At 43.2% G+C, this 14,024-nt stretch carries 11 protein-coding genes; 2 read left to right on the top strand and 9 right to left on the bottom strand.

The genetic code is table 11. From position 1 onward, the window contains the following. Nucleotides 1-60: 60 nt before the first annotated feature. The 9 genes from HC733_RS12650 to prlC form a co-directional block, all read right to left on the bottom strand. Nucleotides 61-699, bottom strand: coding sequence for a Pvc16 family protein (locus HC733_RS12650; RefSeq protein WP_190365410.1), 639 nt, complete (start codon nucleotides 697-699; stop codon nucleotides 61-63). Next, complete coding sequence (locus HC733_RS12655) at nucleotides 677-2,656, bottom strand: ATP-binding protein (RefSeq protein WP_190365411.1); 1,980 nt, start codon at nucleotides 2,654-2,656, stop codon at nucleotides 677-679. The genes HC733_RS12650 and HC733_RS12655 overlap by 23 nt, the downstream gene beginning before the upstream one ends. 3 nt (nucleotides 2,657-2,659) lie before the next feature. Further along, a complete protein-coding gene (locus HC733_RS12660; RefSeq protein ID WP_190365412.1) occupies nucleotides 2,660-3,088 on the bottom strand; it encodes a glycoside hydrolase family protein in 429 nt (142 codons plus the stop codon). A 2-nt stretch (nucleotides 3,089-3,090) separates the two neighbouring features. Further along, nucleotides 3,091-3,633, bottom strand: a complete 543-nt coding sequence (locus HC733_RS12665) for a UpxY family transcription antiterminator (protein WP_342366015.1) — start codon at nucleotides 3,631-3,633, stop codon at nucleotides 3,091-3,093. Between the two features lie 149 nt (nucleotides 3,634-3,782). After that, on the bottom strand, nucleotides 3,783-4,346 hold the full coding sequence (locus tag HC733_RS12670) for an RNA polymerase sigma factor (RefSeq protein WP_190365413.1): 564 nt from the start codon (nucleotides 4,344-4,346) through the stop codon (nucleotides 3,783-3,785). 379 nt (nucleotides 4,347-4,725) lie between these two features. Then, a complete protein-coding gene (locus HC733_RS12675; protein WP_190365414.1) occupies nucleotides 4,726-6,651 on the bottom strand; it encodes a methyl-accepting chemotaxis protein in 1,926 nt (641 codons plus the stop codon). Nucleotides 6,652-6,791: 140 nt separating this feature from the next. After that, the gene (locus tag HC733_RS12680) at nucleotides 6,792-7,562 is read right to left on the bottom strand and encodes a class I SAM-dependent methyltransferase (protein WP_190365415.1); all 771 of its coding nucleotides are present in this window, start codon (nucleotides 7,560-7,562) and stop codon (nucleotides 6,792-6,794) included. Between the two features lie 95 nt (nucleotides 7,563-7,657). Continuing rightward, nucleotides 7,658-8,806 carry a response regulator gene (locus HC733_RS12685; protein WP_190365416.1) on the bottom strand — a complete coding sequence of 383 codons (1,149 nt, stop codon included), beginning with the start codon at nucleotides 8,804-8,806 and terminating at the stop codon, nucleotides 7,658-7,660. Nucleotides 8,807-8,930: 124 nt separating this feature from the next. Next, nucleotides 8,931-10,976 carry an oligopeptidase A gene (gene prlC / locus HC733_RS12690; RefSeq protein ID WP_190365417.1) on the bottom strand — a complete coding sequence of 682 codons (2,046 nt, stop codon included), beginning with the start codon at nucleotides 10,974-10,976 and terminating at the stop codon, nucleotides 8,931-8,933. Between the two features lie 144 nt (nucleotides 10,977-11,120). Between prlC and gorA the strand changes: the two genes are divergently transcribed. Next, nucleotides 11,121-12,479, top strand: coding sequence for a glutathione-disulfide reductase (gene gorA / locus HC733_RS12695; protein ID WP_190365418.1), 1,359 nt, complete (start codon nucleotides 11,121-11,123; stop codon nucleotides 12,477-12,479). 349 nt (nucleotides 12,480-12,828) lie between these two features. Then, nucleotides 12,829-13,593 (top strand): isocitrate lyase/PEP mutase family protein, encoded by a 765-nt coding sequence (locus HC733_RS12700; protein WP_190365419.1) that lies wholly within the window; start codon nucleotides 12,829-12,831, stop codon nucleotides 13,591-13,593. Nucleotides 13,594-14,024: the final 431 nt, after the last annotated feature.

Raw genomic sequence — 14,024 nt, forward strand, 5'->3', positions numbered from 1 at the left:
CCGCAGAGCGAGCGCTCAACACTAGCCGAATAAAGAATGAATGTTGGGAAAAAGAAGAAACTAGCTGGGTTTGTTATCAAGTTTGTTGTTCATTTCCTTGATGATAGGCAACTGAACAGGGTCGAACACTGGCATAGGAAGTGATAGCGAATAGATAACGGTGGGTTTTGGCGTGCTGCCAAGTGCTTGCCATACTTGCCCGGTGATTTTTTCGCTGTGTTCGTTGCCAAATAACTGGCTGCGTACACCGTAAGGCGAAATATCAATTTGCTGCGCTTGCATGATGTCTTCTGGAATAAAATCAAATTTGCCTAAACCGGCGATTAAATGACTTAAAAACAAATGTTCAATTTCAGCGCCTTGCTCTTCGTCTTTGCTCCACACCGTCATCATGTAACTCAGCGAGATAAATCTTGGCTCGATAAATCGGGTGCGGTGGGTTTGCGTAAAGTTCATTTGCGTGCGCGGTGGCTCACTTTGACGGCGCTGAATATCCTCGCTAATGCCAATTAAGTAACAATTAATAACCGGAATGTCGCTCACCATTTTGTCAAAAAATGCCTTGTCTGGCGCTTGAAAACTCAGCTTGGTTTGTGACCCTCCTAGGCCAAGTAAGGCGTTATTGCTGTAGGGTAAAACAGTTTGCTCAAGTAAGGCTTTGAGTGCTTGCTGCACTTTATAAATAAGCGTTGGATCCATGTTTGTCTCCGTGTAACCAAGAGGTTAGAGATTGCTGGGCCATAAAGCCGCCGTGCTGTTTGGCCATTTCACGGTGAATGGCTATGGCGACTTCGTTGCGACTAATAAGGGGTTTATTGGCCATTAAACTTTGTAGCAGTGCCACTTCACAAATATTGATAATTTGTGCGGCGCTCAGTTCAAACAACTCAGCCAGTTTGTTGATGCCTTGCTGTAAGTGGCTGTCGGCGTTACCTTCTAAGTGACGACGCCAAACGGCAACTCGCTCGTGCTCGGTAGGTAGCGTAAATTCAATCACCCCATGAAAACGCCTTAAAAACGCCTCATCCAAATTGTTCTTAAAGTTGGTACTCAGTAGCAGTAACCCAGAGTAATGCTCCATGCGTTGCAATAAATAACTTACGCCCATATTGGCATTTTTATCGTGGCTTGACTCCACCTCACTACGTTTAGCAAAAATGGCGTCAGCCTCATCAAACATCAGCACCGCATTGTTACGCTCAGCAGAGTCAAACAATTTGGCCAAATGTTTTTCGGTTTCGCCAATCCATTTACTGGCAATATTAGCAAGGTTAACAATGTACAAAGGCAGTTGCAGCTGGCCTGCAATGGCCTCGGCAGCCATCGATTTACCCGTGCCGGGCTTCCCCCAAAACAGCGCTTTACAGCCTTGATTAAACCTTGGCAATCGCGCTTGCAAAGTGGTTTGCATATTCACCCGCGCCACCAGCTCGCGCAGTTGCAAGGCAACTTTGTCTTGCAACATCATGTCTTTTAGGGTGTAGCGTGCTTGGCACAGCTTAGCTAATTCATCGCAATGTTGACTTTGTGCTTCAAAACACAGCCCTTGTAGTGTTTGCCAATAGTCGCTTTCGCTTAGTTGCCAGGCTTTATCAGCCAAGCGCTGCATATTAGCAAGCGCTACTGGGTATTTAGCAGCAAGTTGATTGGCATAGATTTTATCTTGCTCAGAGCTTACATCTGCAGCGTACAATGTTAACCAAGCTTGTGCTCGCTGTTGCAAGCTCGGCTCTCGAATATGTTCACTGCGTATATTGCCAAAAGTGTCGCTCAGCAGAGCTTCTTCACTTTGTGTTACTAATGTTAAGGTACTCATAGTGTTAACAAGGGCAGCCAACTTGCGTTGAAACGCTTTTGGTAATGCAGTTAAATTAGGCCAGTACAGCAATACAGGCTCACCATTTACCAATAGTTGCAAACTTGCCAGTTCACTCACCACATCAGCAAAGTGCAAATGCTCCCCTTGCTCACCGATAAAGTACGCGGCTTTTGCACCGAGCTGCACGGCACTTTGCGCGACAAACCAGTGGTTGAGTTGCTCATCACCACCTTGCAGTTGCACCAAATCGGATTGCAAAAAATCACATTGCGTATAACCACATTGTGTAAATACTGGGTCAACTTGAGATTGCCCCAGTGAAAAATAATTTAACTGCTTACTATCATGCGCTCCCAAGCACAAAAAAGACTGCAAAAAAGGCGCAAGATAAACACACTGCTGTAAACTTGGCAGCTCATTTTGCAATCTGAATAAGCCCCATTCAAACACCGCTGAGCTTTGATTAATGTCCAGCATGGCTTGTTGCTTGTTAAGTGTTGTATCCACCAAAGTCAATAGCTTATCTAGGCTAAGCGTGGGGCCTTGTTCAAACCAACTGAGGCCTAAAAATGGTGCAATTACATCCGGGTCTTGCGCTTGCAAATACACCAGCGCTAACATTCTCATCTGCATGCTAGACAGTGAAAATAGCCGCATAATGTGCACAAAGCGTGGTGTAGCAATTAACTTATCGAGCACTTGATGCAAACTAGCAAACGCATCGCCTATTTGCTCATCTTGGGATTTTAATGCGCTAGCAAACACATAAAGCCGATGCGCTGTTTCTCGCTCTAGCGCGCTTTGTTCGCTATCAAGGCTAAAGGCATGGCTTGGCATGTATTAGCCCTCAATCATTTTGGCAGCGAGTTCTTGCGCGCGACGGCCAACTTGTTTTGCCCATTTCGAATCTAACATTTCGCGAGCAGCAACGTCATAGTCTTGCCTTTCAAGTGCCGCAATCATCTTTTTAAACTTGCATAAACCCGCCACACCAAGGTTAAACGCCATATCAAGTAAAATCAGCTTTCTGGTTTCATTGAGCGCTTCAAAAATACTAATATTACTACTTACTTGAAGCTGCACATCTTTAATATCATTACTCAGTAAAAAGTGAGCCTCTTCAAGTGTGATCCCACGATCAGTTAAATTACGGCCAATGCCTATGGTTATTTTACCTTGCGTACATTGGTAAGGTGTTAACGATAGGCCCTCATATCGTAATAGCTGTTCTTTAAGTGTTTGTAATCCTTGCTCTGTTAATACTGCCATGGTTAATCCTCTATCACTGGTTTTAGTAATTCAACGGGTAAAGTAAGCAACATACTTTGCTCTAAACCTTCTACTTCTACGGCTACGAACTTCTTGTTACGTCGCTCTATTAGTTTCCCGCGATAGCCTTTTAAGCTGCCGCTGATTATTTCAATATGCGAGCCTTTAATTAAACGATTTGCAAGCACTTCGACAATATTACCATTTAAAACAAATTGTTTTATTTTTTCGATTTCATTTGGAGCAATAATGGCAGGTAAATTATTAAATTTGACATAAGAAACGAATCCAGAAAAACGCTTTAACTGCTGAAATTCGTTACCGTCTATATAAACAAAAACATAAGACTTAAATAATGGAGTATTAATAACCTTAACTCGATCACTCCACTGTTTACTCTGTTTTATTACTGGTAAAAATGCCTCACAATCGCTTTGTAATTTACAAACCTGATCGGCAAACTTCTTTTCACAATTGGCTTTGCTATACACCACAAACCACTGTCTTTGATTATTCATTAAAATACTCCAGCCAAGCTCCGCCACATCACTCCCAGATGAGATGATGTAAAAGCGTTTTGATTAAAACTAAAAGCGACATTCGCTTTTTTGCTATTTTGATAACGAACTAAATCGACGTTTGTGAATACCCCGATAAAAAATATTTAACGGGGTTTAAAGTGCTGCACATGCCCTTAGCACACTCGCAGTGCGCTAAGTTTTTTTCTCGCTAACTGCACGCGTTTTCGCACATTTTCTTGGCTTATTTGCAGCTGCTCTGCAATTTCGGCATATTCCATTTCATAAATAAATTTATATTGAATAGCCTGCTTAAGATCATTTGGTAGGTTATTTATTGCATGAGATAATTGCTGATAAAGATCATGACGCTCATAATCATTTTCGAGTGTAGGTGAGTAGTTTTCGCTAAAATAAAATTGAGAAGGGCTACTACTAACAATGCCCACTAAATCATTTTCTTTGCTATTTAAACGGTGAACATCCATACATACATTGTGTGCAATACGGCATAACCAAGCAAATGTGTTTTCTATATTGCCAGCATTATTACCATAGGCTTGATAAGCTTTTTCACGAGTTAATGCCATGGCATCTTCTATCATGCCACTATCATTGTGTAGCCATTTATAGCAGCACGACAAAACTCGCTCGTTATATTCTGCCCACACCCCCCAAAACTCAACATGAGGGTTGGTACGACTTGGCGCACCTAAGTAAGAATTCCTTGATACTAACATCATCTCTCCGCTTGAAATTGAATTTACGAAGCGATGACGTAGAAACCAAAGTTATGTGAATTAAAATTCACATAACTAACACTTAAAATTAACCTTAGTTAGCACTTTATGATTAAAATCAATTTTTAAGAAGGTGGTTTCGAGATAAGGATGACCTTATTATTAATATAGGTACACTGTCTATTACAAAGCATTACACGTCAAACTAAAACATACTGAACCGTAACAAACTCATGTATTACGACAACTCCATTTATCGATAAAAACAACTAAGTATGAATACGTTACGTTAATGTGAGGCGTTTTGAAATAGAATATAAAATCAACAATGAGGGGGGATGCAAACAGGCATAAACCTGCTTGCAGATAAAACAAAAGATTAAACCAGCCCTAAGCTGTGCTTAATTTGCTGCATTTGCTCTTGTAAACGCGCTTGAATATCACATACCTGCTGGCTTGAGCTATTCACTTGCGCTTTCATTTGGTCCATTTCTTCACTGAAATTATCTAGCAATCCACTTTGCTGCTGTGCAATTTCCATGGCATGAGAGGCAACTTGGTTGGCATTTTGCGCACTTTGCGCCACCCCTTCTGAGTTGGTTTTTAACTTTTGCGCATGATTGGTTTGCAGCTCGGCATCTTCGGCTAATGCAGAAATTTGTGTTGAAACGCGGCTGGAGTTTTCACCCAAAATATTCAGTTGTGCATTTATATCGGTTAACGAGTCTTGGGTTTGCTGTGCCAGCTTGCGCACTTCATCGGCAACCACCGCAAACCCGCGTCCATGCTCGCCTGCACGCGCAGACTCAATGGCAGCATTCAGTGCTAATAAATTAGTTTGATCGGCAATGTTGCGAATAATTTCAATTACTTTACCCACATCGGCCACACCATTTAGCAACTCGTTTAAGCTTGCTAAGCCCTCTTCTACCCGTTGCTGATTTTTAGAGCTGGCACTGAGCATTGCATCGGCAAAGCTGACACTTTGATTCATGGCGCTAAAGGTTTGGCTGGCGTTATCAGATACTTGGCTGTTTATCTCGCTCGCTTCGCTGCCTAGACTTTTTACTTGCTCAAGCATTGTTTGCGTTTGCTCAACACGTGCGTAAGTGGTGTCTGATTGGTTGCTGATCTTCGCCAAGTGATCACTCATTTGCTGCATAAACTCGTTGATCACTTTAAGCATTTGCTCACGCTCTTGTGCTTCATCACGCTGGCGCTCAATTAACTGGTTAAAGTAAGTAGCTATCTCGCCAAGTTCGGTATTTGGGTTTTTACTTTGAATATTCTTTAAATCGTTACTTTCAATCAAATAGGCAAAACCATCACGTAAATGACGTAAAGGTTGCAGCACTTGGCTTCGCTGCATTAAATACATACCACCAGCAAGTAACATTAACAATCCAATGGCAACACCAAAAATGATCAACACGCGTTCAGACAGCGCATCTTGTTGTACTTTGAGCTGTTGCTCAGCAGAGAGCATCACACCCGAAACCTCTTTAATATCGGCGCGCAAACTAAGAATGCCCGACTGGCGCTTTTTAGCCTGAGTTAATGTGGCTCGCAAATCACGGTCAAAGCGATTTGGCCAGCTATTTAATTCGGCTTTGATCTCTTCTGCTAAATCTTCCGCTTCCGTGCCTAGAAATAATTCATCTTCATCAACCTCAGACATCACGCCTAAATTGTCTAAATTGGCGATTTGATCTGCCAGTTGCTGCAAACGCAAAACCGTTTGCTGAAGATTTTTTTCGGTGTCTTCATCAAAGCTCATCACCAATTGATAGGTGTAAATACTTAAGTTGCTCACTTGCGCATAATAATCCGCAGCGAGTTCGTAGTACTGTGGTGCCAACTCATGACCTGATGCTTTTAACGTGTAATTGATAAGCGACGAAGCGGAGCCTGCCATTTGTCTAAGCGCATTATCAAGCAGTGCCATTTCATTGCCCGACAACTTTCCCAACGCACGATATTTACCATTTATATCTGTATCAAGTTGATCAAGCTGCATATGCATTTTTTCGCTCAATGAGGCGGGAAGCGCATTCAAATATTGCTGTTTTATTTTTTTGATAAGATCTGAAGATTGAATAAGGTATTGCCCATCTCCTGTACCGAGGTAATCTTCAATACTGCCTTCAAGGTCAATTAAAATGGTATTTTTGAGTTGTGTATATGCCATGTTTTGGCTATCGAGGGCACTGAGCACCTGAGAAGCCCATATTAGCACAGCAGCTAGAAACACACTGGCTGATGCCAATAAAATTGCCAATAACCGAGTAAACGACGAAACACGCATAAGCACACCCTATAAATTTTAAGCGCGCGTAGAGTATTACTCTTTTATGACAATTTGATGTAATTTATTCTTAATTTAGCCGTCTAGATGTAAAACCATACTTTCATCGTATAGATACTGTACAACCCAATGTAACACCGCTATTTCATTGCCGCTTTTACATAAACATCAAAACGATTTTTCTTGGTTTTGATCTGCATACTGGGGGTTTTATTATTTAAAAAAGGTGCATAGTCTGGACGTTTTACTACAACCCGCTTGTGCGCAAGCTGATAGGCAAAATCAAGTAAGTTATCGGCATCGTCATCGCTACCAACTAAGTCTTGAAACACCCGCATTTCTTTTTTAACTAAGGCGGATTTTTCACGATGAGGAAACATAGGGTCAAGATAAACCACATCGGGCTGTACTTCAGTGCTTGCTAATAAATCATGGCTTGAACCAAATTGCATTTGCATATTTTGTTGCATCCATTGGCCAATCTCTGCATCTTGATATGCGCGTTGCAAGCCATCATAAAGTAACGCAGCAACAACCGCGTGGCGTTCATGCAAAGTAACCTTACAGCCAAGCGATGCAAGTACAAAGGCATCTCGTCCTAAACCTGCGGTTGCATCAAGTACATGAGGTGTTGCACCTTTATTTAATCCAACCGCTTTTGCAATCGCTTGACCTTTACCACCACCAAACTTGCGACGATGTGCCGCAGCTCCTGTCACAAAGTCAACAAGCACAGCGCCAAGTTTTGGCTCGTCCGCTTTGATTAATTGCAAGCCAAGTTCATCATATATCAACTTAAACTTAGGATTATCAATGTTATCTGACTGTGCAGCCCATTGCCCTAAAGCAAAACGCTGTTCAAGACCGGTCAGGTAAGGATGGTTTTCAACAAATGGGGTATGAATAAGCACTGCAAACTCCTGTGTTCATGCGCCGCTAGTATACCTAAAGCACTTCGTGCTAAATAGCCTCTGGCTACATAAAGTTTTACAGCACCCTCAAGGTGTTAAAATAGCTCGATGTCGGTTTGCGCAGCCACCTCGTCTTCCCCCCACGGTTTAGATATTTTATTTAAGCTTTCGATGAGCTGATAACGCACTCTGGTAATTTCGTTTAACTTTGATTTAATCAAATTCAGTTCAAGATTTAAAAACTCAAAGTGTTCATGTAGTTTTTCAAGTTGCACCGCCTGATCACTTGGCAATTGACTGCGCATTCTGTGGGTCAACTCAATAAACTCTGCAACCTTAACGGCATGTTGCTCGTCTACACCATGTAACTGCTCACTGAGCTCTTCAAACTCAAAACCAATTTGCTCCACTTTGTTAAGTGCATCTTCACTTATTTCCATATCTTTGAGCTTTGCATTGGTGGCTTCTAAAATATGCGGGAGTAAATCTTTATATCTGCCATATAAAGCGGGGTCGTCAATCGGCATGTTTTTAACTAAAAGCGAGACTTTAGGGTAATTGATGATTGTGCGCTGGCCAAAATCCACAAACCGGCTGCTATCACGATGCTTTTCAAGTAGCTCCTGCTCAATGGGCTGAATGGTGCCATTGTGAGAAAAAAACACCTCACTGTCGTGATACCAAAACACCACCGCTACATCTAATTTGAGTGGTACAAAAAACTCAAAAAAGTACTCACTCAATGAGGTGAGGTCATGGGCATGATACGATTGACCCACATAACGCATAATGCGCCCCATATCTCCTGAGTCAGTCATGGCTATTTCGGCGGTGACTTGTGCGCGCTGCATGTCTTGTTTTAGCTGAACGGATTGCTGTCGATAGGTATCAAGCACTTCGATACGCGCTAACAACTCTAAGCTTTCGAAGGGTTTAACAATATAGTCTGCGGCTCCTGAGTTATAGCCTTTCATTCTCTCAGCAAGACTGCCTTTGGATGATAAGAACATCACGGGGATATCGGCTAGCAGCTCCATGCTTTTCATTTTTTCGCATACTTCAAAGCCTTTCATGCCGGGCATTTCTACATCAAGCAAGATGATATCGGGTTGGTATTTTTGTGCTAAGCGTATTCCTTCTTCGCCATTTTTTGCGTGTAGTAATCGACACGACGACGAGAGCGCTTCTTCAATAATGCAATGCGCTAACTTGTCATCATCAATGGCCAACACCAACTTGCTCATATCGCTACCCTAATTCGCTCTATTCTTTAAAAAGCATAGACCTAGAAAACGAATTTGCGAACGCTAAACACAACAAAGGCACCAAATTTGGTGCCTTTGTTCGTTTTTATATGCGCTTTATGCGTTAAGCGGCACAGTTTATGCCGCTGTGGCGCAATAACGCGTCCACTTGCGGCTCTCGGCCTCTAAAGCGAGTAAACAACACCATAGGTGGCTCAGAACCGCCTTTTTCAAGAATGTGCTCCATAAACTCACGGCCCGTTTGCTCGTTAAAAATGCCCTCTTCTTCAAACTTAGAAAATGCATCAGCAGAGAGCACTTCCGCCCATTTGTATGAGTAGTAACCCGCACTGTAGCCACCAGCAAAAATATGACTAAAGCTATGTTGAAAACGGTTAAACTCAGGCGCTTTAATAACCGCGGTTTTTTCACGCACTGCGTTTAATATGCCCTGAATATTACACTGCGTACTCGGCTTATAATCTGCGTGAATATGGAAATCAAACAAACTAAATTCAATTTGACGCAGCATTTGCATGGCTGATTGATAATTTTTAGCAGCCAATAGCTTATCCAATAACTCTTTTGGTAACGGCTCGCCAGTTTCGTAGTGACCAGAAATAAAACTAAGCGCTTCTTCTTCGTAGCACCAGTTCTCTAAAAACTGACTTGGCAACTCGACCGCATCCCACGCCACGCCATTGATGCCCGCAACAGAAGCGGCGTCAACTTGCGTAAGCATGTGGTGAATACCATGACCAAACTCATGGAACAACGTGGTGACTTCGTCATGGGTAAACAACGCAGGTTTATCGCCTACCGCTTTGTTAAAGTTACAAACCAAATAAGCCACAGGTGTTTGCAGCTGGCCGTTAGCACGCACCTTACGGCCCATGCAGTCATCCATCCACGCGCCACCACGTTTGTTTTCACGCGCATACAAGTCTAGGTAAAAGTGGCCTCTAAGCTCGCCGTTTCTGTCATGGATAGCAAAAAAACGTACATCAGGGTGATACGAATCGAACTCTTTGATTTCAGTTACTTTAATACCAAACAAGCGCTCTACGGTTTTAAATAAACCGCTTAACACCGTGTTTGCCGGGAAATAAGGACGCAGCTGCTCATCAGAGATTGCATACTTAGCTTGTTTAAGCTTTTCGCCGTAGTAGCCATAATCCCAAGCTTCTAATTGCTCGATGCCATGCTGACTCTTTGCAAACTCGACCAGTTCAGCCACTTCCGCTTGCGCTTGAGGTTTAGACTTTGCAGCAAGGTCGTTTAAAAACGCAAACACTTGCTCTGGCGACTCAGCCATTTTTGTGGCCAGTGATTTGTGCGCATAGCTTTCAAAACCTAGCAATTGCGCCAACTCATGACGCAGCGCCAGCGCTTCTGCCATTATCTGCGAGTTATCAAACTCATTAGCATTTGGGCCTTGATCAGATGCTCTTGTAACAAACGCACGATAGGCTTCTTCACGCAGTTCGCGGTTATCTGCATAAGTCATTACCGGTAGGTATGATGGAAAATCTAGGGTAAACACCCACCCTTCAAGGCCTTTTGCTTGCGCAGTATGCTTGGCAAGTGCCAATGCTGACTCAGGTAACCCTGACAGCTGCGATTCATCGGTAATGTGTTTTTGCCAAGCTTGCGTGGCGTCCATCACATTATTACCAAATTTAGCGGCGAGTTCAGACAAACGCGCGCTTATCTCACCATAGCGCTTTTGCTTGTCTTCGCTCAAAGCAATACCAGATAAGGCGAAGTCTCTTAACTCGTTATTAATGGTTGTTTGCTGCGCCACACTCATCTTTGCAAATTCATCAGACTCTTTAATAGATTTATAAGCTTGGTATAAACCTTGGTGTTGGCCTACATACGTTGAATACTCTGAGATCAACGGCAAACACTCATCATAAGCTTTACGCAGAGCATCGCTATTTACAACTGAATGCATATGAGAAACAGGCGACCACATGCGAGATAATTTATCGTCGGCTTCTTCCATTGGAAGTACCAAGTTTTGCCATGTAAAAGCGTCGTTTTTTAATACTTCGTCAATGGTTTCACGACAATGAGCAATGGCTTTTTTTAATGCAGGAACAATATGCTCCGGCTGAATTTTAGAAAACGGTGGTAGGCCTTCTAGCCCAATTAATGGGTTACTCATATTTTTTCTCTATCGTTATTTAGGCTTATTGAGTTGAAATTGGGGCAAACGCCGCAATTACAAGTTAGACTGTTATTTTTTCCTACGTATCGAGGTCTACATTCCCAAAGCGTAGTGTATTTTTCAAGAATTTAAGAGGAAGTTATGGCTCAACATTTTGATTATATTGCCATTGGCGGCGGTAGTGGTGGCATTGCATCGGCAAACCGTGCGGCAATGCGCGGTGCGAAAGTGGCTTTAATTGAAGCAAAGCACATGGGCGGCACCTGTGTAAATGTAGGATGCGTACCTAAAAAAGTAATGTGGCACGGTGCCCAAGTGGCAGAAGCCATTAAGCTCTACGCCCCTGACTATGGTTTTGATGTTGAGTTAAAAAACTTTGACTGGGCAAAACTGGTTGAAAGCCGCGAAGCCTACATTGGCCGTATTCACAAAGGCTATGAAGGATATCTGGCTAAAAATGGCGTAACCGTGGTAAACGGCTTTGCCAAATTTGTAGACAACCACACCGTGGAAGTGAACGGCGAGCACTATACCGCCGATCATATCAGTATTGCCGTAGGTGGTCGCCCTAGCATTCCTAACATTCCCGGTGCAGAGTACGGCATAGACTCTAATGACTTTTTTGCTCTTAATGAACAACCACGCCGCGTTGCCGTGATTGGCGCAGGCTACATTGCCGTAGAGCTGGCCGGTGTGTTAAACAGTCTAGGCACAGAAACCCATCTGTTTGTACGCAAACATGCCCCACTGCGCAGCTTTGACCCAATGGTGGTTGAAACCTTAGTAGAAGTGATGGAAAAAGAAGGCCCAACACTGCACACCCACGCAATACCAAAAGCATTAACTAAAGAAGCCGATGGCTCGGTAACGCTACACTTAGAAAATGGCCAATCGCATAGCGTAGACCAAGTAATTTGGGCCATCGGCCGTGAGCCTGTGACCGACCTCATCAACCTAGAAGCCACCGATGTACAAACCAATGAACGTGGCTTTATTAAAGTAGATGAATACCAAAATACCTCTGTAAAAGGCATTTATGCCCTTGGCGATATTATGGAAGGCGGCATTGAGCTAACCCCTGTTGCAGTAAAAGCGGGCCGCATGCTGGCAGAGCGCTTGTTCAATCCAGAATTGCCCGATGCCAAAATGGACTACAACCTAGTACCCACCGTGGTATTCAGTCACCCACCTATTGGCACCATTGGTTTAACCGAACCACAAGCCATTGCACAATATGGCGAAGACAACATTAAGGTATACACCTCCACCTTTGCCGCCATGTACACCGCCGTAACCCAACACCGCCAGCCATGCAAAATGAAGCTAGTGTGCGCAGGGCCAGACGAAAAAGTAGTTGGCCTACACGGCATCGGCTTTGCCGTTGATGAAATGATCCAAGGTTTTGCCGTAGCAATGAAAATGGGCGCTACCAAAGCAGACTTTGATTCGGTTGTGGCTATACACCCGACGGGGTCAGAAGAGTTTGTTACAATGCGTTAAGATTTTGATATTAAACCAATTTAAAATATAACGCGAGTAGCAACACACTCGCGTTTTTTGTGCCTGAACACCTGTGCGAGTAGGTTGGATAAGTGGCGAAGCCACGCCATCCGACATTGAGAAACACCATAAAGCACAATTACATGCCGACGAGCTGCGCCTTACAAACAAATATGCCCATTGCGTAAAACGGTTAAAATGTCGGATGGCGCTTCGCTTATACCAACCTACCGTAGCATAAAATTCCCCCACTTTTTCACGTTCAGTTCCACAAATGGCGCGTAGTCATCACTGCCTCCCTCTATTATTCACCTCAACAAACAGGTTTTGATAAATAATAGGAAATACAATGACTTTTAAAGAGTTACATACCCAAGTACAACCGTTGCTGCTTTGTAATGTGTGGGATGTGCCCAGTGCGCAGATTGCGCAAGAGTTGGGGTTTGCAGCGATTGGCACATCCAGTGCGGCGATTGCAAACGTGTTGGGTAAACAAGATGGTGAAGAGGTGTGCTTTGCTGAGCTACTAAACGTAGTGGCCGCCATTGCTCAGCATTCAAGTTTGCCACTGAGCGTTGATATTGAGGCGGGTTATGCAGATTCGCCTCAAGAGGTTGCTAATAACATCATTAAGTTGGCTAAGCTGGGTGTGGTGGGCATTAATATTGAAGACAGCACCGTAGCAAACGGCCAACGAACACTGGTTGATGCAGAAAAATTTGCACACAAGCTCAGCGCAATTAAGGCGCAGCTAACACAAGCGCAAGTGGATATATTTATTAATGTGCGCAGTGATACTTATTTGCTTAATGTTGAAAAACCACTTGAAGCCAGTTTGCACAGGGCTGCGCTTTATCAACAAGCTGGGGCCGATGGGCTGTTTTATCCTTGTCTGCATTTAGCCACCGATATACAAGCAATAACAAGTGTAACAACGCTACCAATTAATGTTATGTGTGTACCTGAGTTGGTTGACTTTGATACGTTAAAAAACCTTGGCGTAAAGCGTATCAGCATGGGTAACTTTGTTCACCAAGCGATGCTGAGCTCATTTAAAGCAACCTTAACCGCCATCACCGCTTCTGGTGCTTTTACTACGTTATTTGATAATTAGCGAGTAGGTTGGATAAGTGGCGAAGCCACGCCATCCGACATTTATAAATACCATTATGGGCAACTACATTCAGGCATAATCATGCGTTAAAAATATCACGAGGAAAAAGGCTACTTGTGACTCTATTTAGTCCTTTGTGTAAAACGGTTAAAGCGTCGGATGGCACTTGGCTTTTGCCCCTTTGTTTGACAATTAGGCACAAAACCGTATTGTAAATCCACCACACATCATATAAGTTGCTAAAAAATAAATAACTAATCAGAGCTAAATACGCATCCGCCACACATGTTTAGCTTGCTAGTGTGTGTTATGTAGTCGACACTGAAAATCACTTAATGCATTGATCTTCTTGATGATCTAAACGATCTTACTATCCTCATTTTGCAACGTTTGTTTTCTCACCCCTCAAAACCTTGCAAAATGGAGATTAA

It is taken from the genome of Pseudoalteromonas sp. S16_S37 (genome assembly GCF_014694405.1).
GTDB lineage: Bacteria > Pseudomonadota > Gammaproteobacteria > Enterobacterales > Alteromonadaceae > Pseudoalteromonas.

Excerpts from the sequence above, each read along its gene's own strand:
- gorA (WP_190365418.1), top strand. The coding sequence starts at position 11,121 with ATGGCTCAACATTTTGATTATATTGCCATTGGCGGCGGTAGTGGTGGC.
- HC733_RS12670 (WP_190365413.1), bottom strand. The coding sequence starts at position 4,346 with ATGTTAGTATCAAGGAATTCTTACTTAGGTGCGCCAAGTCGTACCAAC.
- HC733_RS12655 (WP_190365411.1), bottom strand. The coding sequence starts at position 2,656 with ATGCCAAGCCATGCCTTTAGCCTTGATAGCGAACAAAGCGCGCTAGAG.
- HC733_RS12650 (WP_190365410.1), bottom strand. The coding sequence starts at position 699 with ATGGATCCAACGCTTATTTATAAAGTGCAGCAAGCACTCAAAGCCTTA.
- HC733_RS12685 (WP_190365416.1), bottom strand. The coding sequence starts at position 8,806 with ATGAGCAAGTTGGTGTTGGCCATTGATGATGACAAGTTAGCGCATTGC.
- HC733_RS12700 (WP_190365419.1), top strand. The coding sequence starts at position 12,829 with ATGACTTTTAAAGAGTTACATACCCAAGTACAACCGTTGCTGCTTTGT.
- HC733_RS12675 (WP_190365414.1), bottom strand. The coding sequence starts at position 6,651 with ATGCGTGTTTCGTCGTTTACTCGGTTATTGGCAATTTTATTGGCATCA.
- prlC (WP_190365417.1), bottom strand. The coding sequence starts at position 10,976 with ATGAGTAACCCATTAATTGGGCTAGAAGGCCTACCACCGTTTTCTAAA.
- HC733_RS12660 (WP_190365412.1), bottom strand. The coding sequence starts at position 3,088 with ATGGCAGTATTAACAGAGCAAGGATTACAAACACTTAAAGAACAGCTA.